Annotated in this window: 20 protein-coding genes; 6 read left to right on the forward strand and 14 right to left on the reverse strand. The window is 54.6% G+C overall.

All coding sequences use genetic code 11. The features are described from left to right. Positions 1–112: 112 nt before the first annotated feature. A complete protein-coding gene (locus JWF83_RS13250) occupies positions 113–3,286 on the forward strand; it encodes a hypothetical protein (RefSeq protein ID WP_413650697.1) in 3,174 nt (1,057 codons plus the stop codon). 38 nt (positions 3,287–3,324) lie between these two features. Here JWF83_RS13250 and artM read toward each other — a convergent pair whose 3' ends face one another. The 5 genes from artM to JWF83_RS13275 form a co-directional block, all read right to left on the reverse strand. Then, positions 3,325–3,996 carry an arginine ABC transporter permease ArtM gene (artM, locus tag JWF83_RS13255; protein WP_413650699.1) on the reverse strand — a complete coding sequence of 224 codons (672 nt, stop codon included), beginning with the start codon at positions 3,994–3,996 and terminating at the stop codon, positions 3,325–3,327. Then, the gene (gene artQ, locus JWF83_RS13260; RefSeq protein WP_413650700.1) at positions 3,996–4,712 is read right to left on the reverse strand and encodes an arginine ABC transporter permease ArtQ; all 717 of its coding nucleotides are present in this window, start codon (positions 4,710–4,712) and stop codon (positions 3,996–3,998) included. The genes artM and artQ overlap by 1 nt, the downstream gene beginning before the upstream one ends. Before the next feature lie 4 nt (positions 4,713–4,716). Beyond that, entirely contained in the window at positions 4,717–5,448 is a 732-nt protein-coding gene (artJ, locus tag JWF83_RS13265) for an arginine ABC transporter substrate-binding protein (protein ID WP_413650734.1), read from the reverse strand. 14 nt (positions 5,449–5,462) lie between these two features. Beyond that, on the reverse strand, positions 5,463–6,191 hold the full coding sequence (gene artP / locus JWF83_RS13270) for an arginine ABC transporter ATP-binding protein ArtP (RefSeq protein WP_413650701.1): 729 nt from the start codon (positions 6,189–6,191) through the stop codon (positions 5,463–5,465). A gap of 214 nt (positions 6,192–6,405) precedes the next feature. Beyond that, positions 6,406–6,948 (reverse strand): lipoprotein, encoded by a 543-nt coding sequence (locus JWF83_RS13275; protein WP_413650702.1) that lies wholly within the window; start codon positions 6,946–6,948, stop codon positions 6,406–6,408. Between the two features lie 126 nt (positions 6,949–7,074). On the opposite strand from JWF83_RS13275, the gene JWF83_RS13280 reads away from it, so the two are divergent. Next, positions 7,075–7,908, forward strand: a complete 834-nt coding sequence (locus JWF83_RS13280) for an N-acetylmuramoyl-L-alanine amidase (protein WP_413650703.1) — start codon at positions 7,075–7,077, stop codon at positions 7,906–7,908. Between the two features lie 501 nt (positions 7,909–8,409). Here the strand turns inward: JWF83_RS13280 and ltaE are convergent. From ltaE to JWF83_RS13295, 3 genes are all read right to left on the reverse strand, one after another. Then, on the reverse strand, positions 8,410–9,411 hold the full coding sequence (gene ltaE / locus JWF83_RS13285; RefSeq protein WP_413650704.1) for a low-specificity L-threonine aldolase: 1,002 nt from the start codon (positions 9,409–9,411) through the stop codon (positions 8,410–8,412). A gap of 59 nt (positions 9,412–9,470) precedes the next feature. Next, complete coding sequence (gene poxB, locus JWF83_RS13290) at positions 9,471–11,192, reverse strand: ubiquinone-dependent pyruvate dehydrogenase (RefSeq protein WP_413650706.1); 1,722 nt, start codon at positions 11,190–11,192, stop codon at positions 9,471–9,473. Positions 11,193–11,353: 161 nt separating this feature from the next. Continuing rightward, entirely contained in the window at positions 11,354–12,253 is a 900-nt protein-coding gene (locus JWF83_RS13295; RefSeq protein WP_413650707.1) for a lysine exporter LysO family protein, read from the reverse strand. A 141-nt stretch (positions 12,254–12,394) separates the two neighbouring features. Here JWF83_RS13295 and JWF83_RS13300 point away from each other — a divergent pair, with 141 nt between their 5' ends. Then, positions 12,395–14,056, forward strand: a complete 1,662-nt coding sequence (locus tag JWF83_RS13300) for a DUF2813 domain-containing protein (RefSeq protein ID WP_413650708.1) — start codon at positions 12,395–12,397, stop codon at positions 14,054–14,056. Between the two features lie 128 nt (positions 14,057–14,184). Here the strand turns inward: JWF83_RS13300 and cspD are convergent, their stop codons facing one another. Then, on the reverse strand, positions 14,185–14,412 hold the full coding sequence (gene cspD / locus JWF83_RS13305) for a cold shock-like protein CspD (protein WP_413650709.1): 228 nt from the start codon (positions 14,410–14,412) through the stop codon (positions 14,185–14,187). A gap of 319 nt (positions 14,413–14,731) precedes the next feature. On the opposite strand from cspD, the gene clpS reads away from it, so the two are divergent. Together clpS and clpA are read left to right on the forward strand one after the other, a co-directional pair. Beyond that, positions 14,732–15,052 (forward strand): ATP-dependent Clp protease adapter ClpS, encoded by a 321-nt coding sequence (gene clpS / locus JWF83_RS13310; protein ID WP_413650710.1) that lies wholly within the window; start codon positions 14,732–14,734, stop codon positions 15,050–15,052. Between the two features lie 58 nt (positions 15,053–15,110). Beyond that, a complete protein-coding gene (gene clpA, locus JWF83_RS13315; RefSeq protein ID WP_413650711.1) occupies positions 15,111–17,387 on the forward strand; it encodes an ATP-dependent Clp protease ATP-binding subunit ClpA in 2,277 nt (758 codons plus the stop codon). A gap of 140 nt (positions 17,388–17,527) precedes the next feature. Here clpA and infA read toward each other — a convergent pair whose 3' ends face one another. The 5 genes from infA to trxB all read right to left on the reverse strand — a co-directional run bounded on the left by infA (position 17,528) and on the right by trxB (position 23,458). Continuing rightward, a complete protein-coding gene (infA, locus tag JWF83_RS13320; protein WP_002211347.1) occupies positions 17,528–17,746 on the reverse strand; it encodes a translation initiation factor IF-1 in 219 nt (72 codons plus the stop codon). 359 nt (positions 17,747–18,105) lie between these two features. Beyond that, complete coding sequence (gene aat / locus JWF83_RS13325) at positions 18,106–18,798, reverse strand: leucyl/phenylalanyl-tRNA--protein transferase (RefSeq protein ID WP_413650712.1); 693 nt, start codon at positions 18,796–18,798, stop codon at positions 18,106–18,108. Between the two features lie 35 nt (positions 18,799–18,833). Continuing rightward, a complete protein-coding gene (gene cydC / locus JWF83_RS13330; protein ID WP_413650713.1) occupies positions 18,834–20,564 on the reverse strand; it encodes a heme ABC transporter ATP-binding protein/permease CydC in 1,731 nt (576 codons plus the stop codon). Further along, complete coding sequence (cydD, locus tag JWF83_RS13335) at positions 20,561–22,333, reverse strand: heme ABC transporter permease/ATP-binding protein CydD (protein WP_413650715.1); 1,773 nt, start codon at positions 22,331–22,333, stop codon at positions 20,561–20,563. Before cydD ends, cydC begins: the two co-directional genes overlap by 4 nt. A 156-nt stretch (positions 22,334–22,489) precedes the next feature. Continuing rightward, positions 22,490–23,458 (reverse strand): thioredoxin-disulfide reductase, encoded by a 969-nt coding sequence (trxB, locus tag JWF83_RS13340; RefSeq protein WP_413650716.1) that lies wholly within the window; start codon positions 23,456–23,458, stop codon positions 22,490–22,492. Positions 23,459–23,983: 525 nt separating this feature from the next. Between trxB and lrp the strand changes: the two genes are divergently transcribed. After that, a complete protein-coding gene (gene lrp / locus JWF83_RS13345) occupies positions 23,984–24,478 on the forward strand; it encodes a leucine-responsive transcriptional regulator Lrp (RefSeq protein ID WP_006118610.1) in 495 nt (164 codons plus the stop codon). Positions 24,479–24,576: the final 98 nt, after the last annotated feature.

Here is a 24,576-nt window from a genome sequence, read left to right on the forward strand (position 1 = left end):
GGACGTTTTTTTATAATCCGGGTGAAAGTTATTTATTTATAATTGTTACCTGCCTTATCGGCGTAAGCGGGTTATATCCGTTGCAGTATGATAAACAAAAGGAATTGACATAATGAGTGATATTGGTCCAGCCTTTCCACCGGCTTTAACCACTTCCCAGCCACACAACTATTATCGCGTTGTAAATACCGCTAGTGTCGGAAACCAGCAGCGGATTAGTGGTTTCAGCCGTTCGCTGGTAGAGATCTCTAACGTCCCCCTCCAGCCCACGTCATTTTTGCAACGGCAGTATTGGCCGTCAGCACCCGTATTATCGAATTTATCGAATAACAACTTAGCACCACCGCCACTCACTCCGGACCTGCAGGCAGGACATCGGTTCTTATCGGCAACCGCAGGATCTGGCCAGCCGCCTGCACGGTCAGCCACTCCGCTACAGCGCTTACTTCCCCCCTTGCCTGCTTCATTCACATTGCCGCAGTTATCCAGTAACACTCTGACTCCGGGCCGGGCCGGGCAGTTAACGCGGCACGCCGGTAACAGCGCTATTCAGCCCGCGCAGGTAGAAACGAGGCTTGCTCCTGTCGCCATCCTCGCAGGGAAAAGATTTAATGGCGCCGAAAGTCTTATCCCGTTGTCGGATCTGGGCAAGGCGCTGCGTGTAATGCTCGAATGCTCCAGCTTTACCATGGAAAATTTTTTGGTTCTGTTTACATATATGGCAGGCAGAGAGAGTATCGCAAACAGTGAGATTCCAGCCTATCAGTTTCTGCCGGCCAACCTCGCGGACTGGTTCAGCGTAATCAACCCGCAGCAGTATAACAGACTGGCACAGGCGATGATTCAACTGGGTAGAGTGGCCGGTAACGCCAAAGACCCGCAATTTAAAGATCAGGTTGCGCGCTTTGTCGCCGATTTTCGTTCTTATGGTGGCGACAAATTACTGTCAGAGCGGACCTTTTTTGCCACTAATAGTCTTATCCACGGGGGAACAGATAGCGGCCTGCAGAAGCCTGGCTGGTTGCTGAATGATTTTTATGCGCGGCAAAGCAAAAGTGGGCAGACCGCCGAAAAATTGCCGGATGACGCCATGGCCGCAACCCGAAAAACTCTGCGTACCATTGAGCTATGGACGGAGCAGCCGGTGGTTACGCAAAGATTACCACTGCGTATATGTTTATCAGAGTTGGAAAAAAACCTGATTAACCAGCGTGTTGAACGGTATGTCGCCGCAGCGAATATGCAAAATAGCTACGAGGTATGCTACGAGGATATCAATGTTGACGGGCATACGGTTACGCAACTGTCCATCAAGAGCTGGGACACCGAATTTAAACCCCTAAGTAAGATGGAGGATTATTCGCTAAAACAACGCTGGCAGTTCGCAAAGGGAATGCTGACTTTTGTGAAGGAGATTGCCGAAAATAAAACTTTCTGTGGGGAACCGCTGAATAAATTAAGGTATCTGCCCGGCGATTTTCTGGAAAAAAATGATGCAACCGGCCAGGTCAGGCTGTCGATGACTGGGTTTTTGCTTAACTGCCTGAGCGCAGAAAATCCCGATATCGATAAATTTGTCTACGACAGGATTGAGACTGGTGTGGCTCCTGAAGTTTTGAAGCAGATAACCGGCAACAGTCGGTCATCCAACACAGATAGCGCCTATATCTATAGCGCCGGATATATTACAAACCACGCTTTGCAGCTTAATGAACTTTATGAAAAAAGTCTTATTAATACGCCGCAAGAGAAAGAAGCCGCTCTGGTGCTTGCAAATGCCATGTCCCGCACTTTGGCGCGGCGCGCCACGGCAGCACAATTGTTTAATGCCATTCAGCAACTCGCACCATTAATGCAGCAGCAAATTAAGCAGGAAGAGAAACAACACCATCAGGCGGTCCCACTGCTGGCGTATCAGAGCGGAAATAGTGTCGGGGTAATGGCCGGGGAAAGGTTTATTGGGGTTGACAGGCCATCGCTTATCCCGGTAGCCGATCGCCATCAGGCACTGCGAACGATGCTGGAAAATTCCGGCTTTGAGCAGCATCACCTGCTGGCTCCGGTGCTATATATGCTCAATAACACTATTCCGGCAGCCGGGTTTCTGCCGGAAAATGTCACGTCGTGGTTTGGCACTATACAGCCGCAGCAGTATGAGAAGTGGTGTCAGGCGTTTATTCAGCTGGGAAGAGAGGTGGCTGATTCCCGTAATCAGGATTATAAAAATGAGGTGGCGGCCTTTATTAGCGAATTAAGCAAGCAGGATCGCGCAGCTGCGTTGTTGCCGCCAGCGGTGTTGGCTGCCTGTGTGGATCTCATTGAGGGGCGCACCGGAGATCTGCAGTTGATGGCAGCTACAATCAGTGATTTTTATACGCAGAACATCGGGAGTGTGCGGAGAGCGCAACCAGCCAATGATGATTCGCTGGCCGCCACCCGGGAAACCCTGCGCGATATGTTGCATGAGAAGGCCGATAGCACCCAGCGAATTTATCTCGATACCGCGTTATCTCAGGAAGATAAGGCGAAAATAACAGCGATTGTCAGGAGCTATATACTGTCGACCGCTGAGTCGGAGAGCAGCTATGCGGTGCAGTGTTATGACACCACAGTTGGCAATCGGGATATAACCAGACTGGTGATTAAAACCTGGAGCAGTAATTTTAAGCCGCTGCGTAAGATGGAGGGCGGTTCTCTGCAAAAACGCTGGGCATTCGCTAAGTCATTGCTGACTTTCGCTACCCGCATTGAACAGGAGAACAATATTTATGGCCAGCCGCTGACAAACTTAAGGCATCCGTATAGCCAATTTATGCTGTTCAATGCTGAGAAGGGTGAAATGCAATTTTCGTTAGCCGGGTTGCTGCTGAATTGCCTGAGTGCGGAAAATGCCGCCGTTGATAAGTATCTGGCGCAATCGGATGATGTTCTTATGGCTCGTGAAGTCAGGGAGCAGATAGAAAAACGCAGGACCGGTAATCAGGTAGACAATTCCTATGTTTATAGTGTGGCGCAGGCCATCGAAATGTCGCTGCATCTGACGTATCTGGATCGAAGGAATGTTTTGCCGGGCGCTGAATGGCATAAGGTAAATCAGCGGTTAAACGAGATAGGCAACGGTTTTTTTACAAAGCGCGGCAAGGTCGCAGATATGTTAGCGGCTTTTGCCGTACTTGAACCCTTTATGCAACAGCAAATTGCGCTGGAGCAGCAGAATCAGCCATCAGATTTCTTAACGGCTTTAGACTACGGGATTAAAAAGGAACATTATTCGTTGTTTGACTGATCTGCGCTTATGCCGCCCGCGGCCGGGCGGCATAACGCTTACTGGCTACGCTGCTCGAAAGCTAACGCACGTCGTTCGATCAGACGCATCAGTAACGTCAGCAAACCGTTAACGACCAGATAGATTAATCCGGCGGCGGCAAACACCGTGACATCATAAGTGCGACCATACAGCAGTTGCCCATGTCCCATCACTTCCATCAGTGTGATGGTATAGGCCAGCGAGGTGCTCTTAAAGACCAGCACCACCTCATTGGAATAGGAGGAGAGGGCGCGTTTAAAGGCATAGGGCAGCAAAATGCGCAGCGTGTCTTTGCGGTTCATCCCCAGCGCGGCGCAGGATTGCCACTGACCCGCCGGGATCGCGCGCACCGCGCCGTAGAACAGCTGTGTGGTATAGGCGGCGCTGTTAAGCGACAGCGCCAGCAGGGCGCACAGCCACGGCTGCGAGAGAAAATGCCACAGCCACGGCATCTGCTGGATCGCCGGGAACTGCCCCGGACCGTAGTAGATGAGAAAGATCTGCACCAGCAATGGCGTACCGGTAAATAGCGTGATATAGCCTTTCACCGCCTGACTCAGCAGCGGCAGCTTGAGCGCCAGCACCACGGTAAAGGCTAACGACAGCAGCAGCGCCAGAATCAGCGAGGTGACCGTCAGCGTCAGGCTGGTATGCAGCCCTTTGAACAACTCAGGTAAATACTCAAGCATCAGCTATTTCCCTGTTCAAAGCGCGTGGTGCGCAGCTCAATACGTTTCAGGACAAACTGACTGAACAGTGTGATAAGCAGATAAATAACCGCGGCAATCATATACCAGGTAAAAGGCTCCTGAGTGCGGGTGGCGATGCTTTTGGTCTGTAACATAATGTCGTTGACGCTAATCAGTGAAACCAGCGCGGTATCTTTCAGCAGCACCAGCCACTGATTACCCAGCCCCGGCAGCGCGTGCCGCCACATTTGCGGCATAATCAGCCGGAAAAATATCGCCGTCTTTTTCATGCCCAGCGCCTGTCCCGACTCCCACTGGCCAGTCGGTACTGCTTTCAGCGCGCCGCGCAGGGTCTGCGAGGCATAGGACGAGTAAAGGATGGACAGCGCAATTACGCCGCAAAGAAACGGGCTGACGTCGAAGTTTTCAATTTGCATCTGTACCGGCAGGCGGAACAGGCCGAAATTCAGGGTAAAACCGTCAGACAGGGTCAGCAGCAGTTGCGAGGCGCCAAAATAGATAAACAGCACTACCAGAATTTCCGGCAGGCCGCGAAACAGGGTGACCAGACCCGTGCCGATCCAGGCCACCGGGCGCCAGCGGGCGGATTCCCAGACGGCGAAAACCATCGCCAGGACCAGCCCGACTACCAGCGCACAAACGGCAAGGCCGACGGTCATCGCGGCGGCGCTTGCAAGAGGGGTAAGTTCGTTCATTTAATTACTGCTGAAACCATTTCTGGTAGATGGTTTTGTAAGTGCCATCGGCTTTCACTTTATCCAGCGCGGCGTTGAATTTGCCCTGCAGTTCGGTGTTGCCCTGACGCAATGCGATGCCGAGACCGGTGCCGAAGTAAGCTTTATCCGTCACTTTCTCGCCGAGGGCCGCCAGGTTCTGATTCTGCTTCAGCCACTCATTAACTACTGCGGTATCGCCGAATACCGCATCAATACGGCCATTTTTCAGATCGAGAATCGCATTCTGATAGCTGTCATAGGGCACAGTCGTTACGCCAGACTGCTTTTCGGTCAGGTATTTTTGATGGGTGGTGCCATTCTGGACGCCAACCCGCTTACCTTTCAGCGCCGCGACATTGGCCACTTTGCCTTTCTGAACAATAAAGATCGCCGAGTTATCGTAATAAGGTTTGCTAAACAGCACCTGCTTTTCACGCTCTGCGGTGATATCCATACCGGCCATGACCGCATCGAAACGGCGGAATTTCAGGCTGGGGATCAGGCTGTCAAACGCCTGGTTGGTGAAGGTGCAGGTCGCGTCGATCTCTTTGCATAGCGCATTGGCCAGATCAACGTCAAAACCCTGAATTTTATTCTGCGAATCGACGAACTCAAACGGCGGGTAACTGGCTTCGGTGGCGAAACGGATAGTCTGCGCAGCGGTCGCGCTCAGGCTCATTCCTGCCAGTAAGGCGGCGAGTATCACTTTTTTCATCATTATGTCCTGAATCAGTGCGAAAGATAGTTGGCAAACTCATCGGTTTGCGGCTGTGTAAAGCGGCTGGCATCGCCCTGTTCCACCACAAAGCCATTTTCCATATAAACCACCCGGCTGGCAGTTTTACGGGCAACTTCAACTTCGTGAGTGACGATAACCTGCGTAATGTTGGTCTGCGCCAGTTCGCGAATAATACTGACGATCTGGGCGGTAATTTCCGGATCCAGCGCGGCGGTGGGTTCATCAAACAGCAATACCGCCGGTTCCATCATTAGCGCACGGGCAATCGCCACGCGCTGCTGCTGACCACCGGAAAGGTGCAGCGGAAAACGGTCGACAAACGGCGTCAGACGCAGACGGTCGAGCAACTTATCGGCGCGGGCATGCGCCTGATCTTTGCTCAGCCCAAGCACGCGGCAGGGCGCTTCAATCAGGTTCTGCATCACGGTCAGATGAGGCCAGAGATTATATTGCTGGAACACCATGCCGACGTTCTGGCGCAATTCGCGAATCGCGCTGTCGCCGGGGGTTTTGCTGAAATCGAAGTTATTACCAGCGATGCTCAGGGTGCCTGAGCGCGGCATCTCGAGTAAATTCAGCACGCGCAAAAGCGAGCTCTTGCCAGCGCCACTGGGGCCAAGCAGAACCAGAGTTTCACCTTCAGGACATTCCAGTTGAATATCGAACAGCGCCTGGTGGGCGCCGTAATAGCAGTTAATACCGTTTAGTTGAATACTCATGCGCAAATAATGAATAGCAATTGATGTCGTGGATCTTAACGTCCGCAGAATAGTTATGCAATCTTCGTGCGTTAAAATTTATTTATGGTAAGTCATGTTAATAAAGCGTAGCACAAGATAGCGTAAAGCAGTGGCGAAGCGCTGCGGTCGCCCATTTTTTAGCGGGTAAAATGGCTTTAAGGCGCCGGATTATCGCGGCGCGCTTAATAATGCATTATTTTTCGATGGTTTGACTCAGGCTACCGCCAGCGGGATGCGGCCAGCTGGCAACATAACGCACATCATCCACGGCCCAGCAACTGCCCTCACGGACCATCAGCACTTCATCCTGCCACTCCAGCGCTTTGTCGCCATCGCGGCGTAAACTGACGCGCAGCGGAATATTGCGTGCGTCGTGATTGGGAATGGTTGAGGCATCCGCTACGCTGGCAGATGTCGGCCCGGCAGCCAGGCTGGAGAACAGATCGCCCTGCCGCAGATCGGCGGATTTATCGTTTTGCGCATTGGCCCGCAGCAGTTTCTGATACAGGGCGTCACTCAGATATGGGCGGTACTGCGCCAGTAGTTGCGCGTCTGGCAGACCCTGAGTGGGGTGTTCCGTGCGCAGGGCGTAAAATTTTTGCGCCACCACATCCGGCCCGCCCTCGGTGCAGGGACCGGTGCGGCTGCCGTTATCCTGGTACGCCGGTTCTGGCGTGCTACAGGCACTCAGCAATAGCGCAGCTGGCAACAGCACGGCGAAGGCTCTGTTTTTCATTTCTATTTCCTTATGGTTAACTGGCAAGACCTAAAGTATAGCCACGGTTTTCAACCTCACGGGCACTGAAGCAGAAAAGGAGAGCATGATGAAACTTTCACCTGGAATGGTGGTGAGGACCGGTTGATGCGCTACTGGGTTGGAATACTGGTGCTGTTACTGAGCGCCTGCTCATCGAACGGGATTGAGCAACGCGATGGCTATCAGGTGGATACCCGCCAGGCGGCGCTGGGCGCGCGGCCACGCATTAAAGTGCTGGTAATCCATTACACCGCAGAAGATTTTCCGCGTTCACTGGCCACCCTCACCGATCGTGAAGTCAGCGTGCATTATCTGATCCCCGATCGGCCACCGCTGAAGAGAGGGCAGCCACTTATCTGGCAACTGGTACCTGAGCAGCAGCTTGCCTGGCATGCCGGCCCGAGTTTCTGGCGCGGTGCGACGCGGATTAACGACACCTCAATTGGCATTGAACTGGTGAATGCCGGTCCGCTGCATCAGCTTGTCGCTCCGGTGTGGACCCCGTTTACCGCGCAGCAGATCGCCGTCCTGCAACCGCTAATGCGCGATATTGTACGGCGCTATAACATCAGGCCGGAGAATATTGTCGGACACAGCGATATCGCGCCGCAGCGCAAGCAGGATCCCGGCCCGCTGTTCCCGTGGGCGATGCTGGCACAACAGGGACTGGGCGCCTGGCCTGACACGCAGCGGGTAGGTTACTGGCTGAAGGGGCGTGATCCGGCGCAGCCAGTGCCGGTGGAAGATCTGCTGGATGTGCTGGCGCGCTATGGGTATGAAGTGACGCCGGGGATGAGTGCGCAGCAGCAGCGTAAGGTGATTGCCGCTTTCCAGATGCATTTCCGTCCATCTGACTATCGTGGCCTGGCGGATGCGCAGACCGAGGCGATTGCGAAAGCGCTGGTGGATAAATATCACAGCGCTTCGTCCGCGCCGTAGCTGAGGTGGCGTCCGTGCCAATAGCTGCACTGCTGCCACCATCGGGACGGGAGCCATTAATGGCTCCCCTACAGCAGGGGCTGGCATTCTTCTGTAGGGGCGGCATTTATTACTTCCGTATCAATGGTTTGCACGGTTGCCACCATCGGGGCGGGAGCCATAAATGGCTCCCCTACAGCAGGGGCGGCATTCTTCTGTAGGGGCGGCATTTATGCCGCCCGTATCAATGGCTTGCACGGTTGCCGTCATCGGGACGGGAGCCATTAATGGCTCCCCTACAGCAGGGGCAGGCATTTATGCCGCCCGTATCGATGGTTTGCACGGTTGCCGCCATCGGGGCGGGAGCCATAAATGGCTCCCCTACAGCAGGGGCGGCATTTATGCCGCCCGTATCAATGGTTTGCACGGTTGCCGCCATCGGGGCGGGAGCCATTAATGGCTCCCCTACAGCAGGGGAAGGCATTTATGCCGCCCCTGCCGCTGATTGGCTCCGGGCAGATATCAGGCCGCCAGAAATGCCTGCCAGTGGGCTACCAGTTGCTCCAGCGCATGACGATCCACATCCAGATGGGTCACCAGCCGCGTCACCGGCGCAGCGCTGATGATGATCCCGCGCGCCTGCAGATAATTTTGCAGCCCCGACACCTGCTCCGCCGGCACGCGGACAAATACCATATTGGTATCCTGACGGCGCACATCGACGCCGATGGCCGTTAACTGCTCAGCCAGCCAGCGGGCATTGTCGTGATCCTGTTTCAGACGCGCCACATTATGCTCAAGGGCATACAGGCCTGCCGCCGCAAGGATCCCGGCCTGGCGCATCGCCCCGCCGGTCATTTTACGCCAGCGACGAGCGCGCTGAATATATTCAGCATCGCCGCACAGCAGGGAACCTACCGGCGTGCCCAGCCCTTTGGAAAGGCAAATGGTCAGGGTGTCGCAGTAACGTGCCACCTCTTCCAGGCTAATATTCAGCGCCACTACGGCGTTAAAAATCCGCGCGCCGTCGATATGCAGCGCCAGCTGGTGCTGTCGGGTAAAGGCCCAGGCTTCCTGCAGATAGGATAACGGCAGCACTTTGCCATTATGGGTATTTTCCAGACTGAGCAGTTTGGTGCGGGCGAAATGGAAATCATCGGGCTTGATCACCGAAGCCACTACGTCGAGCGGCAGGGTGCCATCGGCAGCGGCGAGGATCGGCTGCGGCTGAATACTGCCGAGCACCGCAGCGCCGCCCGCTTCATATTTATAATTATGCGCCAGCTGGCCGACGATATACTCCTCGCCACGCTGGCAGTGGCAGAGCAGAGCCACCAGATTGGCCTGGGTGCCGGTGGGCAAAAACAGCGCGGCCTGCTTGCCGCTGAGACGCGCTGCTTCAGCTTCCAGGGCATTAACGGTAGGATCATCACCGTATACATCATCACCGGTTTCTGCCGACATCATCGCAGACAGCATGGCGCTACCCGGGCGGGTAACCGTATCACTGCGTAAATCGATCACTGTTGCTCTCCTTAAAAAAACGGGCGCCGCAGCGCCCGTAACAGATACCTATTGATGTTTTACCGCAGCCAGTTGGTTTTCGCCAGTTCCACCACTTCATCGCCCCGGCCATTGATAATCGCGCGCAGCATATACAGGCTGAAACCTTTGGCCTGTTCCAGTTTAATTTGCGGCGGCATCGCCAGCTCTTCGGTGGCGGTAATCACATCCACCAGTACCGGTCCGTCATGAGCAAACGCCTGTTCCAGCGCCTGGTTAATTTCCGATGCTTTTTCCACGCGAATGCCTTTTACCCCGCAGGCCTGCGCTATCGCTGCGAAGTCAGGATTTTGCAGTTCCGTGCCGTCGGTCAGATAGCCCCCGGCTTTCATCTCCATCGCGACAAAGCCCAGCACGCTATTATTAAATACCACGATTTTTATCGGCAGCTTCAGTTGGGCAACGGTCAGAAAATCCCCCATCAGCATACTAAAACCACCGTCGCCGCACATAGCGACCACCTGACGGTCGCGGTTCAGCGCCTGTACCCCCAGCGCCTGCGGCATGGCATTGGCCATCGATCCGTGGTTAAAGGATCCCAGCAGTCGGCGTTTGCCATTCATCTGCAGATAACGCGCGGCCCAGACGGTGGGGGTGCCGACATCGCAGGTAAAGATCGCATCGTCGCTGGCGTAATGGCTGATCTGCTGCGCCAGATATTGCGGATGAATCGCCAGCTTATCGTTGGCGGTCGCCAGGTCATCCAGCCCTTTACGCGCATCGGCATAGTGTTCCAGTGCCTGATCGAGGAAATCACGATCGGACTTATTCTCCAGCTGCGGCAGCAGGGCGCCGAGCGTGGCTTTGATATCGCCAATCAGCGCCATATCGACACGACTGTGGGCGCCAAGACTACCGGGATTAATATCGATCTGAATAATTTTGGCATCCGCCGGATAGAAGGCGCGATACGGAAAGCGGGTGCCCAGCAGCACCAGGGTATCGGCATTCATCATCGCGTGATAGCCGGAGGAAAAGCCAATTAGCCCGGTCATGCCGACGCTGTAAGGGTTATCGTACTCAATATGCTCTTTGCCACGCAGCGCGTGAACCACCGGGGCTTTTAAGATTTGCGCCAGTTTTACCACCTCGTCATGGGCGCCGGCACAACCGCTGCCGCACATTAAGGTGATATTTTTCGCCTGATTAAGGCAGTCGGCCAGTTTTGTCAGCTGTTGCGCTGTCGGCTGGATCACCGGCTGTTGCAGTGGATACCAGCTGGCGCTGGCGTCTTCCGGCGCCGGTTTTAACGCGATGTCACCGGGCAGCACCACCACCGACACGCCACGATTGAGAATCGCTTTGCGCATCGCAATACCTAACACCTGCGGCAGCTGCTCCGGATTGGATACCAGTTCACAGTAATGGCTGCATTCACGGAACAGCTCCTGCGGATGGGTCTCCTGGAAATAGCCACTGCCAATTTCACTGGAGGGAATATGGGCGGCGATCGCCAGTACCGGTACCTGATTGCGGTGGCAGTCAAACAGGCCATTAATCAGATGCAGGTTGCCCGGCCCGCAAGAGCCGGCGCAGACCGCCAGCTCACCGCTAATGTGTGCTTCGGCGCCAGCGGCAAAAGCGGCAACTTCCTCATGACGCGTCGGCATCCATTCAATGGTGCCCATACGGTTCAGACTGTCGCTCAGGCCATTAAGCGAGTCCCCGGTAACCCCCCAGATGCGTTTTACGCCAGCGCTTTCTAAGGTTTTCGCGACCAGTGCTGCAACGGTTTGTTTCATCCTCTTCTCCCTGTGTTTATCAACGCATAGCGTTATGCGACAAATAAATTAACCAGGAAAAGCATAGTCCACGACAGCAAAACGGGACGGGCGTCTGATGCGCTAAAGTGTGAAAGAATATTGAGGTCGCGGGGCCGGCAAGCCCCGCAGCGGCAAGGGTGTCAGGAGGAGAACAGGGCGATGAATACCGGCGCCAGCAGGCTGAGGGCAAAGCCATGCACAATCGCCGCCGGAACAATCTCAATACCGCCACTGCGCTGCAGCACCGGCAGGGTAAAGTCCATTGAAGTGGCGCCGCACAAGCCCAGTGCGACGGATCGATGCTGACGGATCAGGGTGGGGATCAGCATAATCGCCAGCAACTCACGCAGCAGATCGTTAAAGAACGCCGCGCTGCCGATCACCGGGCCGAAAGCTTCGGTCAGCAGGATGCCGGAGAGTGAATACCAGCCATAACCGGAAGCCAGCGCCAGACCGGTTCTCAGTGGTAACCCCAGCAGAGCGGCGGCAATCAGACCGCCGAGCAGCGCACTGAGCGCCACTACGGTCGCCACCAGCATCCCGCGGCGGTTGAGCACAATCTGGCGCAGCGTCATACCGCTACCGCGTAGCTGCAGGCCGACCAGCAATAGCAGCAGGAGCAACGCATACTCACTGGCCTGAGAGGCATAGTGCAGCGGCGCCCATTGCGTTAATCCCAGCACAAAGCCGACAATCACCACGCCACACAGTTTAAGTGATTCCAGCGCCATATGCAGACGGGAAGGCAGGGCTTGCTGTTTATGCTGATGGCGCCAGGGGCTACGGCGTTCCAGCAGCCACAGCGCCAGCAGGTTACAGAGCATAATGCAGATAACGCTGACCGCCGCATAGTGAAAGATGGCCAGCAAATTACTGCTCAGGTTATCGAGAAACGCCAGGCTAATGCCCATCACAAACAAGATGACATACACCATCCAGCTCAGCAGACGGTTGATGATGCGTAATAACGCAGGGCGCTTTAACGGCAGAAGATAGCCAACAATCAGTGGCAGAAGAATAATCAGTAATCCCGAGTACATCGCGCCGGATCGTCCATGTCAGATAAAAAGTGGCAACACGCTATCCAAAAATATCTGTTGAGTAAAGCAATGTTCGCTACGCTGACTTGACCTGCGCAGCGGTTGCGACCATTCTCAAGTAAAAGCAGGGGAAATGCGTCTATGATTCTGGAAAACATCGAAATTATCGGCTTCCGCGGTCTTAACCGACTGACGCTGGCACTGGAAAATAATAATGTGCTGCTTGGTGAAAATGCCTGGGGTAAGTCGAGTCTGCTGGATGCGCTGACGCTATTACTCTCACCGCAGCGCACGCTATACCAGTTTACCGTCGATGATTTCCACTTTCCGCCTGGCAACCTCAACCAGCGCGAGCGCCATTTGCAGGTCACCTTTATCTTCCGCGAAGGCGAGGCGGGTCATTATCGGGCGCCACGCTATCAGGCGCTGGCACCCTTGTGGCAGCGCGGTAACGATGGTTTACAGCGTATTATTTATCGGGTTAGCGGCGATCTTAACGACCAGCGACAGGTTACTACCGCTCACTATTTCCTCGACCATTCCCGGCAACGGCTGAGTGGGGAGCCGCATCAGGTACATGCGCTGATTGCTCTGCATCCGGTATTGCGCCTGCGCGATGCGCGACTGACTCGTCGTCTGCGCCATGAAACGCCGCCAGCAGAGCATCAGCCGGATCTCGCTATGCTGGCACGACAAATCGATGCGCTGACTCACGATCTGGTGTCGCGACCTGAACATCTGAGCGACGGCGCGCTGCGTGACGGGCTGAATACCATGCAGCAGTTGCTGGAGCACTATTTTGCGGTGCAATCCCCGGAGCAGAGTCCGCCACCGGGTCGGGTATCGCACCATGCACGCGAATCGCGTCAGGGCTGGCGCTATCTGAATCATGTGAACCAACTGATCGCCGAAGCCGACAGCCGCAGCCGACGGCTGATTGTATTGCAGATGTTTGCCCTACTGGCGCAGGCGCGTGGCGCGCATCAACTGGGTCCTGACGCGCGTCCGCTGCTGCTGGTAGAAGACCCGGAGGCGCGGTTACATCCGATTATGCTCTCTGTGGCCTGGGGACTGCTGGAGTTGCTGCCGTTGCAAAAAATCACCACCACTAACTCTTCGGAACTGCTGTCGCAGGTGCCGATGGAGCAGGTATGCCGCCTGGTGCGCGAACCGACCCGGGTGGCGGCGTGGCGGCTGGGGCCGGATGGAATGAGTACGGAAGATAGCCGCCGTATCGCTTTTCATATCCGCTTCAGCCGTCCCTCTTCACTGTTTGCCCGCTGCTGGTTGCTGGTTGAAGGTGAGACCGAAGTTTGGATCATCAATGAGCTGGCGCGCCAGTGCGGCCACCATTTTGCGGCTGAAGGGGTGAAGGTGATTGAGTTTGCCCAGTCCGGTTTACGGCCATTGCTGAAATTCGCCCAGCGGATGGGCATTGAGTGGTACGTGCTGACCGATGGCGATGAGGCGGGGAAAAAGTACGCCGCCGCCGCGCGCAGTATGTTCGGCCAGCGCCATGAGGCTGAGAACGATCATCTTACGCAATTACCGGCACTGGATATGGAGCATTTTCTGTATAAGCAGGGATTTAGCGAGGTCTATCATCGTACTGCGCGTTTGCCGGTCAATGTGCCGATGAATCTGCGGCGCATTATCACTAAAGCGATTCAGCGCTCATCCAAACCGGATCTGGCTATCGCGGTGGCAATGGAGGCGGCGGAACGCGGCCCTGAGTCGATTCCGCCGCTGTTGCGCCAGATGTTTACCCGGGTGCTGTGGCTGGCTCGTGGTCAGGCCGATTAGCCGCGGGGTTGAAAAGCGCAAAAGCGTCCCAATTTTATTTTCAGAGTCGGATATCAGTCGTAAATAAAAATGCCAGCAACTGCGGCTGGCATTTTTCGGTAGGGTTGTACAGAATAAGTAAGAAATGGTCAGGCACTGACTGTTGCCGCCACTTCTACTGGAACGATAAGGCTGGCATGATTGCCTTTTGGGCCTTCATGCACATCAAATTTGACTTGTTGCCCGGCTTTCAGCGTTCTGTAACCATCCATCTGAATCGTCGAGTAGTGCGCGAAGATATCATCGCCGCCACCGACCGGACAGATAAAGCCGAAGCCTTTGGCGTTATTGAACCATTTAACAGTACCCGTCTCCATGCTTCTACATCCCTCGCAAGACATTTTATAAGTGAGGTGAACTGGCTTTCAGCCCAAGCTGCTTAAAACTCAATCAGCTTATGCCTGTACAATGTAGATAAAATGGCCAGAGCGTCAAGCTTCCGCGGCTATGAGACGGGGATCAAATCCTCAAAATTTGAGGCAGTTAACGCTATTGCGAATTTTGTGATGAAGGTCGCGCATAAGGTTATTCGGAGAAATTTTCATCCGCGCTGGACAACGTGTCGGGCGTGTTAAACTTAACGCAGGGCATGATAGTCTGATGCCGACAAGCAACGTACACTGATGACGGATTACTATGGGAAACACTAATGATTGGCTTAACTTTGAACATCTTGCAGAAGACAAGCTGCGGGAAGGACTTAAGCCACCTTCAATGTATAAAGTTATACTCAATAATGACGATTATACACCTATGGAATTTGTTATTGACGTACTGCAAAAGTTCTTTTCTTATGATGTTGAACGTGCAACGCAACTGATGCTTACGGTTCACTATCGCGGCAAGGCAATTTGTGGCGTTTTTACCGCCGAAGTCGCTGAGACCAAAGTCGCGCACGTGAACCAGTATGCCAAGGAACATGAGCATCCGTTGCTATGTACGCTGGAAAAGGCCTGATCGGTTTTCCACTCCATTCGGGAGTTGTCCGTCAGGCAATAATTGGGGGAGGTGCCTAATGCTCAATCAAGAACTGGAACTCAGTTTAAACATGGCTTTCGCCAGAGCGCGCGAGCACCGTCATGAGTTTATGACCGTCGAGCATCTGTTGCTGGCTTTGCTCAGCAACCCGTCGGCCAGAGAGGCATTGGAAGCCTGCACGGTGGATATTGTTGCTCTGCGTCTTGAGCTCGAAGCCTTCATCGAACAGACCACTCCGGTGCTGCCAGCCAGTGAAGAGGAGCGTGATACACAGCCAACGCTCAGCTTCCAGCGCGTGTTGCAGCGTGCGGTATTCCATGTTCAGTCATCGGGACGCAGTGAAGTCTCGGGGGCGAACGTGCTGGTGGCGATTTTCAGCGAACAGGAATCGCAGGCGGCTTATTTGTTGCGTAAGCACGAAGTCAGTCGTCTGGATGTGGTGAACTTCATCTCCCACGGTACGCGTAAAGATGAACCGGGCCAGGCGCCTGGTTCAGAAAATCCGGTAAACGAAGAGCAGGCAGGCGGGGAGGAACGTATGGAAAACTTCACCACCAATCTTAATCAGCTTGCTCGCGTAGGCGGTATTGACCCGCTGATCGGGCGCGATAAAGAACTGGAACGTGCTATTCAGGTTCTGTGCCGCCGTCGCAAGAATAACCCGCTACTGGTGGGGGAGTCAGGCGTGGGTAAAACCGCGATTGCCGAAGGGCTGGCCTGGCGCATTGTGCAGGGCGACGTACCGGAAGTGATTAAAGACTGCACCATCTATTCGCTGGATATTGGTTCGCTGTTAGCCGGCACCAAGTACCGTGGTGACTTTGAAAAACGTTTTAAAGCGTTGCTGAAGCAGCTGGAACAGGATACCAGCAGCATTCTGTTTATCGATGAGATCCACACCATTATCGGTGCCGGGGCGGCCTCTGGCGGCCAGGTCGATGCCGCTAACCTGATCAAACCGCTGCTGTCGAGCGGCAAAATCCGGGTGATGGGTTCCACCACTTATCAGGAATTCAGCAATATCTTTGAAAAAGATCGTGCGCTGGCACGTCGTTTCCAGAAAATCGATATTACTGAACCATCTATCGATGAAACGGTGCAGATCATTAACGGTCTGAAGACCAAGTACGAAGCGCATCATGATGTGCGTTATACCGCGAAAGCGGTGCGTGCTGCGGTTGAGCTGGCGGTGAAATATATTAACGACCGTCATCTGCCGGACAAAGCGATCGATGTGATCGATGAAGCTGGCGCGCGCAGTCGACTGATGCCGGTAAGCAAACGCAAGAAAACCGTTAACGTGTCAGATATTGAGACCGTGGTCGCGCGTATTGCGCGTATTCCGGAGAAGAGTGTTTCAGCAACCGACCGTGATACGCTGAAAACCCTCGGTGACCGGCTGAAAATGCTGGTGTTCGGTCAGGATAATGCCATCGAAGCTTTAACCGAAGCGATTAAAATGAGTCGTGCCGGTTTGGGGCAGGATCGTAAACCGGTTGGTTCCTTCCTGTTTGCTGGCCCTACCGGTGTCGGTAAAACTGAAGTTACCGTGCAGCTGGCAAAAGCGCTGGGAATCGAACTGCTGCGTTTCGATATGTCCGAGTATATGGAGCGTCACACCGTTAGCCGTCTTATCGGTGCGCCTCCGGGTTATGTCGGCTTCGATCAGGGCGGTCTGTTAACCGACGCGGTGATCAAGCATCCACATGCGGTATTGCTGCTGGATGAGATCGAGAAGGCACATCCGGACGTGTTTAACCTGCTGCTGCAGGTGATGGATAACGGGATGCTGACCGACAATAACGGTCGCAAAGCGGACTTCCGTAATGTGATCGTGGTGATGACCACCAATGCCGGCGTGCGTGAAACCGAGCGTAAATCCATCGGCCTGATCCATCAGGATAACAGCACCGATGCGATGGAAGAGATCAAGAAAATGTTCTCGCCGGAATTCCGCAACCGTCTCGACAATATTATTTGGTTCAAACACCTGTCGCCGGAAGTGATTCATCAGGTGGTCGACAAGTTTATTGTTGAGCTGCAGGCGCAACTGGATCCGAAAGGCGTGTCACTGGAAGTCAGTGATGAAGCACGGGCATGGCTGGCGACCAAAGGCTATGACAAAGCGATGGGCGCCCGTCCAATGGCGCGCACCGTGCAGGAGAGCCTGAAAAAACCGCTGGCGAACGAGCTGCTGTTTGGTTCGCTGGTGGATGGCGGATCGGTTTCCGTGGCGCTGGATAAAGAGAATAACCAGCTGACCTATCACTTCCTGAGTGCTGAGAAGCATAAGACCGAAGGGACCGTGCATTAACCTACTGTAGCGGCGGCATTGATGCCGCCGGTGCTGAAAACGCTGCACTACACCTGAAACAATAAAGGCCGGATAATTAAATTATCCGGCCTTTTTTATATGTGTCGCGGGCTTAATGCCGCGACACCGGGTGGGGCAAATCAGCGACTACGGAAGACAATGCGGCCTTTGCTCAGGTCGTACGGGGTCAGCTCTACAGTGACTTTGTCGCCCGTCAGGATGCGGATATAGTTTTTGCGCATTTTACCGGAGATATGAGCGGTAACCACGTGCCCGTTTTCCAATTCAACGCGGAACATGGTGTTAGGTAACGTATCAAGTACGGTACCTTGCATTTCAATATTGTCTTCTTTGGCCATCGAATCCTCTGGGTATGACTACCTTTATTTTAACCGGCAAGATAATGCCGAATTTCAGGTATTATGTAAACAATAGTTGGTGATGTCACCAGCACTCACTGCCCTGAACGCACATTACGTACAGAAGGCAGCAGGTGTATAATCTGGGGGTGATGACGTCTGCGGGGGAATAGCGGGCTAAGAATCTGTTTTAAGTCTGCATCAGTCGCACAATTAAAACAGTTCTGAAACGGTGCGTTGAGATTCCCAGCCTGGTAATTCCGCTCCACTGATGAAGCAGCGAACAGCGGACGACATACCAAACGCGCATATTATAGCACTGTTATCAGCAAATGCGTGGAAAACCTCATTTTCACCGGTTAAAAAAGCTGTTGTACTTGCCAGCACTGGTCGCTAACTGGCTGTTGTGCCAGCGCATTCAGCCACGCCAGCCAGGCGACGCGTGGGATCTCTTCAGCGCCCAATGAGGCGGTATGCGAATTTAGCACCTGGCAATCAATCAGTTTACCGCCACACTGACTAAAATGCTGACTGAATACCAGCAGCGCGGTTTTTGAGGCATTTTCGCAGCGACTGAACATCGATTCACCGCAAAATATCTGGCCAAGCGCCATGCCGTACATCCCGCCGACCAGCTCATCTTCTTGCCAGACTTCAATCGACTGGGCATGGCCCATTTCATACAGTTTTAGCCAGGCGCGTTTCACTTCCGGGGTAATCCAGGTGCCTTCATCACGCTCGCTGGCGCAGCCCTCGATTACCGCATAAAACGCCTGATTCAGCGTAACGCGGTAAGGCGAACGGCGATGAAAGCGTTTCATGCTACGGCTAAGATGAAACTGCTCGGGAAATAGCACCGCGCGCGGATCCGGCGACCACCAGAGAATCGGATCGCCATGGGAAAACCACGGAAAAATACCGCGGTGATAAGCGTTAAGCAGACGCGCCGGGCTGAGATCGCCACCCATCGCCAGCAGGCCATTGGGTTCTCTCAGTGCCATTTCCGGCGGGGGGAAATTTAACGATTCGCGTGAGAGTTGAATCAGTCTCATGGTCTCTTTATTCCCGCAGAACTTACAAGCTAAGACTATAGCGCAAAGCGTTGGTGAAAATGCCAGTATCGGCCGCGTTTTAAGATTAATTCGCGGTGATCCCCTTGCTCAATCATTTCACCCTGATCCATCACACAGATACGGTCAAGCTGTTCCAGTCCCTGCAGGCGGTGGGTAACCATAATCATCGTCTTGTCACGACTGACCTGCCACAACAGCGTAAGAATTTGACGTTCGGTTTCCGCATCCAGCCCTTCGGTCGGCTCATCCAACAGTAACAGGTCGCCGTTATGTAACAGGGCGCGGGCAATGCCAAGACGGCGCAGCTCGCCGCCGGAGAGCTGACGTCCACCTTCACCCAGCCAGGCATTCAGTCCCTCTTCATTTTCCAGCAGCTTACCGAGGCCGACCTGCTGCAATACCGCCGCCAGACGGTCATCGTCACTGTCGGCGGCGGCCAGCCGCAGGTTGTCACGCAATGTCTGGCTAAACAGATGTACGCGCTGGCTGACCACGCTGGTGGCGGCGCGCAGCGAAGCTTCATCCCAGTCGCTCAGCGGAATACCGTTTAACCGGATGGCGCCGCTTTGGGGATCCCAGGCGCGGGTCAGCAGCTGCAGCAGCGTGGATTTGCCGCAGCCGGTGCGTCCCAATAGCGCAATCTTTTCGCCACGCGCCACGCTAAGCGACAGTGCGTTAATTGCCGGACGGTTGCCGCCAGGATAGCTAAAGCTGACGTCATGCAGTTCGATCGCCGCGCCGGTGGTGGTGGCGATCGGCTGTGAGGTAAACTGCACTGCCGGCGGCTGGTCGATAATCTGGCTCACGCGCAACGCGGAAGCAACGACCTGGCCTAAATGCTGAAACGCACCGGCAACCGGCGCCAGCGCTTCGAAGGCCGCAAGGGCACAGAAGACAAACAGCGCGATCAGGGCGCCTGGCGCCGCCAGCTCACCGACACCGGCGGCGCTCAGCCACAGTAACAGTGTGACGGTAACGCCGCTGATGAGCAGCATTAGCGCCTGCGACAGACCGCTCAGGCTGGCCTGCCGGCGTTGCGCCTGCTGCCATTGCTGCTCGGTGTGATCAAGCCGGCTGCGAAACGCACGGGCGGCGCCATAGATTTTCAGTTCGGCGGCGCCCAGCAACCAGCCGGTCAGCTGCTGACGGTAGTCGCCGCGCAGCCGGGTAATCGCCTCACCGGCCGGACGCCCGGCGCGATAAAATAGCGGCGGCAGCAGCAGCAGAGTCAACAGCATAATCAGCCCGAGGGTCAGGGCGAGCTGCATATCGAGAAAGCTAAGCGCGAAGGTGACCACCAGAATAACCATCAGGGCGCCAGCCAGCGGTGAAATAACCCGCAGATAGAGATGGTCGAGGGTATCAACATCGGCAACCAGACGGTTGAGCAATTCACCCTGACGAAAACGGGCAATACCCGCAGGGGAGAGCGGCAGCAGTTTACTGAAGGTAAATACCCGCAGGTGTTGCAGCACGCGGAAAGTGCCGTCGTGACTGACCAGACGCTCAAAATAGCGCGCTGCGGTGCGTGAGATCGCCGCGCCGCGTACCCCGGCGGCGGGCAGCATATAGTTAAAACTGTACAGACCGGCAACCCCTGCCAGTGAGGATGCCGCCAGGAACCAGCCGGAGAGTGTCAGCAGGCTAATGCTGGCTAACAGGGTAATAATCGCCAGCAACACGCCGAGCGTCAGCAACAGCAGATGGCGGCGATAAAGTTTCAGAAATGGCAGAAGGGCTTTCATAATTCGACAACTCCCTGGCGCTGAGATAACAGGTCAGCAAAGGCACCGGCTTGCATCACCAGATCGATATGACGGCCTTGCTGGATCAGCTGGCCATCGCGCATGACCCAGATTTCATCCCACTGCGCCAGCTGGTTTAACTGGTGGGTGACCAGTAGCGTGGTTTGCTGATGAGAAGCCTGTTCCAGCGCGCGCATAACATGTTGTTCACTGTCGCTGTCGAGACTGGCGGCAGGTTCATCGAGCAATAATAATTTTGCTGGTTTCAGCAACGCGCGCGCCACCGCGATACGTTGTGCCTGGCCGACCGACAGGCGTGCGGCCTGATCGCCCAGCTCGGTATCCAGACCGTGCGGCAGACGCGCAAGAAATTCATCGACACCGGAAAGGCGAATGGCATCCATAAGCTGTGCTTCATCGACCGCGTCTGTTGGCTGCAGATTCTCACGGATAGTATTGGCGGGTAAGTGCGGATGTTGCCCGACCCAGGCCAGCTGCTGCTGCCAGCTTTCCGCCTTGAGATCGCGCAGTTCGCTGCCATTGACCGTCAGTGAACCCTGATAGGGCAGAAAACCGGACAGCACATTCAGCAGCGAGCTCTTACCTGCGCCGCTCTGTCCCACCAGCGCCACGCGCTGACCGGCATGGAGGGTAAACGAAAGCGGCCCGGCCAGTACCGTGCCATCGGGCGCGGTAATCACCAGTTGATCGGCCACCAGCCGCAGCGGCACACTGCTATCCAGCGGCTGATTACCCTGGGCGATAGTGATCGCATCCGTTTGACTGAGGAAGGTGTGCAGGGCATCTGCCGCGCCGACAGCCTGCGCCTTGGCATGATAAAAGGTGCCGAGATCGCGTAGCGGCTGGAAGAATTCCGGTGCCAGAATCAATACTAAAAAGCCGGCAAACAGCGTTACCCCGGCGCCGTAATGACCAAAGTTCAGTTCACCTAAATAGGAAAAACCAAAGTAAACCGCCACGATGGCAATCGACAGTGAGGCAAAAAACTCCAGTACCGCTGACGAAAGGAATGCCATCCGCAACACTTCCATGGTGCGGCGGCGAAAACTTTCGGAGGCGAGACGAATGCTTTCGGTCTCTGCGCTGGCGCGATGGAACAGACGCAGGGTTTCCAGACCGCGCAGGCGATCGAGAAAATGACCGCTGAGACGCGACAGGGCGAGAAAGTTACGACGGTTGGCATCCGCAGCCCCCATACCGACCAGCGCCATAAACAGGGGGATCAGCGGTGCCGTCGCCAGTAAGATCATACCCGCTGCCCAGTTAACCGGAAAAATAGCGATCAGAATAAAGCAGGGGACCAGTACCGCCAGCGACATCTGCGGCAGATAGCGCGCATAGTAATCCTGCATATCTTCAATTTGTTCTAACAGCAGGCTGGCCCAGCTGCCCGCCGGTTTACCCTGAATCCAGGCAGGGCCAAGGGCATCGAGACGATCCAGCACGGTTTTACGCAGCGTATGGCGAATCGCCTGACCACAGTAAAAACCGACGCGTTCGCGCAGCCAGCTAATCAGCGCCCGGGCGATAAAACAGCCCGGCAGCAGCAGGAAGTCGGTGACCAGCGCGCTGCGCGGCAGCTGCAAAACAATCAGGTTATGCAGCAGTGAGGCCAGCAGCCAGGCCTGCGCAATAATCAGCAGTGCGCTGACGAGACCGAGCAGGAAAGAGAGACGTAACCAACGGCGCGCATGCACGCTCTGTTGCTTCAGCCATTGGGTAAGTTGTTGTTGACGCGTCTTGTTCATCAGTTGCCGTTCTTGCAGAAAAACGAAACTGGCAGCCGTCTGGCAGTGCCATATGGATGACTCAGGGATAAGTCGCAGGCAATGTTACAGGTCATAGCGAAAAAAGGCGACTGATGTGCAGTCGCCTTAAGAAAATTCGATCAGTTTTTTAACAACTTACTTATCGTTGTTAACTAAGCCATCAAGGTAGCGTTCAGCATCCAGCGCCGCCATACAGCCGGTGCCGGCAGAGGTGATCGCCTGACGGTAAATATGGTCCATCACATCACCGGCAGCGAATACGCCGGGAATACTGGTCTGGGTGGCATTGCCATGAATACCCGACTGCACTTTGATGTAGCCGTTTTCCAGCTCCAGCTGGCCATTGAAAATAGCGGTATTCGGGCTGTGGCCGATGGCGACAAACAGGCCCGCCACATCGAGCTGTTCAGTCTCTGCGCTGGCAGAGACCGCGCGCAGGCGCACCCCGGTCACGCCCATCTGGTCGCCCACCACTTCGTCCAGCGTACGGTCGGTATGCAGCACGATATTGCCGTTTTTCACCTTTTCCATTAGCCGATCGATTAGGATCTTTTCTGCACGGAAGCTGTCGCGTCGGTGAATCAGATGCACTTCTGCGGCGATATTGGCGAGATAAAGCGCTTCTTCCACCGCGGTATTGCCGCCGCCAATCACCGCAACTTTCTGGTTGCGATAGAAAAAGCCGTCACAAGTGGCGCAGGCGGACACCCCTTTGCCTTTAAAGGCCTCTTCCGACGGCAAACCGAGATAACGTGCCGATGCGCCGGTAGCGATAATCAATGCATCCGCGGTGTATTCCCCGCTGTCGCCGGTCAGGCGGAACGGGCGCGTCTGCAAATCAACGCGGTGAATATGGTCGAAAATAATCTCGGTATTGAACTTCAGCGCGTGCTCATGCATCCGTTCCATCAGCAGTGGACCGGTTAACTCGCTGGGATCGCCAGGCCAGTTTTCAACGTCAGTGGTGGTGGTCAGCTGACCGCCTTTTTCCAGACCGGTAATCAGTACCGGGTTCAGGTTAGCGCGCGCAGCGTATACTGCAGCGGTATAACCTGCCGGACCTGAGCCCAGAATTAATAACTTACTGTGTTTGGCCGTGCTCATGAGACCCTCATTTGTTAACTGGCAAGCATGGTTTGGGATTGTAGGGAATTTAACGCCGCAAAAAAAGTGTTCTGGAATTTTGTTAGCAATCGATGCAAGAGATTTTGCCGATGAATTGCCGTCGCGCTGCTTTTGTCGCGCAATATCGCGCCAGTTGAGCCGCGCAGCGCTAATCATCAAAGCAAAAATACCCATTAAAAAACAGTAACGCAGCGGGCCTTTTGGCATGTTGTACTGATTTTGTGTGTTTTACTTTGACAATCAGCTGCGCTTTTGCGAAAACATTGTAGGAAGCAGAGGGTTTTTAGGGGGGCTCCGCAGGGTTTAATACCATGTTGCGTGCATTTCTCCGAATAAACTCAGTCTGTCATTGGTAATGACGCATGGTGTGGACAGACAACATGCGTCATGCGGATGGGCGCTGAAAGGCAACAGACTCCATGTCTTCACTTCAAACAACCCTGTTACAGTGATGTTGTGCAGGGTGTGGCAGGCAAAGGGAAGGAATTAAGAGAGACAATAATAATGGTAGACAATAAAAAACGCCCCGGTAAAGATCTCGACAGAATCGACCGCAATATCCTCAATGAGCTGCAGAAGGATGGCCGTATTTCTAATGTCGAGCTTTCCAAACGGGTTGGCTTATCGCCAACGCCGTGCCTTGAGCGCGTTCGTCGTCTGGAACGTCAGGGTTTTATTCTTGGCTATACTGCGCAGCTGAATCCGCATTATCTTGATGCCTCACTGCTGGTTTTTGTTGAGATTACTCTGAATCGTGGTGCGCCCGATGTGTTTGAGCAATTTAACGCCGCAGTACAAAAACTTGAGGAAACTCAAGAGTGTCACCTCGTTTCCGGCGATTTCGACTATCTGTTGAAAACGCGCGTACCGGACATGTCGGCCTATCGCAAACTGCTGGGTGAAACCTTGCTGCGTCTGCCTGGTGTGAACGATACTCGTACCTATGTGGTCATGGAAGAAGTGAAACAAAGTAACCGCTTAGTGATTAAAACGCGGTAACACAGGGCAGGTGCAAAACCTGATAGATTTCGGTACACTCCTGTGAATTCATACAGGTTCAGCGTCGGGCTTGCCCGACGCTGTTGCCTTCTAATTTT

The organism is Pantoea sp. B65 (assembly GCF_047308185.1).
Classification (GTDB): domain Bacteria; phylum Pseudomonadota; class Gammaproteobacteria; order Enterobacterales; family Enterobacteriaceae; genus Erwinia.

What these genes read in the sequence shown, in the direction of transcription:
- poxB (WP_413650706.1), bottom strand. Translation starts at nt 11,192, where the DNA reads ATGAAACAAACCGTTGCAGCACTGGTCGCGAAAACCTTAGAAAGCGCT.
- JWF83_RS13250 (WP_413650697.1), top strand. Translation starts at nt 113, where the DNA reads ATGAGTGATATTGGTCCAGCCTTTCCACCGGCTTTAACCACTTCCCAG.
- JWF83_RS13275 (WP_413650702.1), bottom strand. Translation starts at nt 6,948, where the DNA reads ATGAAAAACAGAGCCTTCGCCGTGCTGTTGCCAGCTGCGCTATTGCTG.
- JWF83_RS13300 (WP_413650708.1), top strand. Translation starts at nt 12,395, where the DNA reads ATGATTCTGGAAAACATCGAAATTATCGGCTTCCGCGGTCTTAACCGA.
- cydD (WP_413650715.1), bottom strand. Translation starts at nt 22,333, where the DNA reads ATGAACAAGACGCGTCAACAACAACTTACCCAATGGCTGAAGCAACAG.
- JWF83_RS13295 (WP_413650707.1), bottom strand. Translation starts at nt 12,253, where the DNA reads ATGTACTCGGGATTACTGATTATTCTTCTGCCACTGATTGTTGGCTAT.
- cydC (WP_413650713.1), bottom strand. Translation starts at nt 20,564, where the DNA reads ATGAAAGCCCTTCTGCCATTTCTGAAACTTTATCGCCGCCATCTGCTG.
- clpA (WP_413650711.1), top strand. Translation starts at nt 15,111, where the DNA reads ATGCTCAATCAAGAACTGGAACTCAGTTTAAACATGGCTTTCGCCAGA.
- artM (WP_413650699.1), bottom strand. Translation starts at nt 3,996, where the DNA reads ATGCTTGAGTATTTACCTGAGTTGTTCAAAGGGCTGCATACCAGCCTG.
- clpS (WP_413650710.1), top strand. Translation starts at nt 14,732, where the DNA reads ATGGGAAACACTAATGATTGGCTTAACTTTGAACATCTTGCAGAAGAC.
- lrp (WP_006118610.1), top strand. Translation starts at nt 23,984, where the DNA reads ATGGTAGACAATAAAAAACGCCCCGGTAAAGATCTCGACAGAATCGAC.
- artP (WP_413650701.1), bottom strand. Translation starts at nt 6,191, where the DNA reads ATGAGTATTCAACTAAACGGTATTAACTGCTATTACGGCGCCCACCAG.
- aat (WP_413650712.1), bottom strand. Translation starts at nt 18,798, where the DNA reads ATGAGACTGATTCAACTCTCACGCGAATCGTTAAATTTCCCCCCGCCG.
- artJ (WP_413650734.1), bottom strand. Translation starts at nt 5,448, where the DNA reads ATGAAAAAAGTGATACTCGCCGCCTTACTGGCAGGAATGAGCCTGAGC.
- trxB (WP_413650716.1), bottom strand. Translation starts at nt 23,458, where the DNA reads ATGAGCACGGCCAAACACAGTAAGTTATTAATTCTGGGCTCAGGTCCG.
- cspD (WP_413650709.1), bottom strand. Translation starts at nt 14,412, where the DNA reads ATGGAGACGGGTACTGTTAAATGGTTCAATAACGCCAAAGGCTTCGGC.
- infA (WP_002211347.1), bottom strand. Translation starts at nt 17,746, where the DNA reads ATGGCCAAAGAAGACAATATTGAAATGCAAGGTACCGTACTTGATACG.
- JWF83_RS13280 (WP_413650703.1), top strand. Translation starts at nt 7,075, where the DNA reads ATGCGCTACTGGGTTGGAATACTGGTGCTGTTACTGAGCGCCTGCTCA.
- artQ (WP_413650700.1), bottom strand. Translation starts at nt 4,712, where the DNA reads ATGAACGAACTTACCCCTCTTGCAAGCGCCGCCGCGATGACCGTCGGC.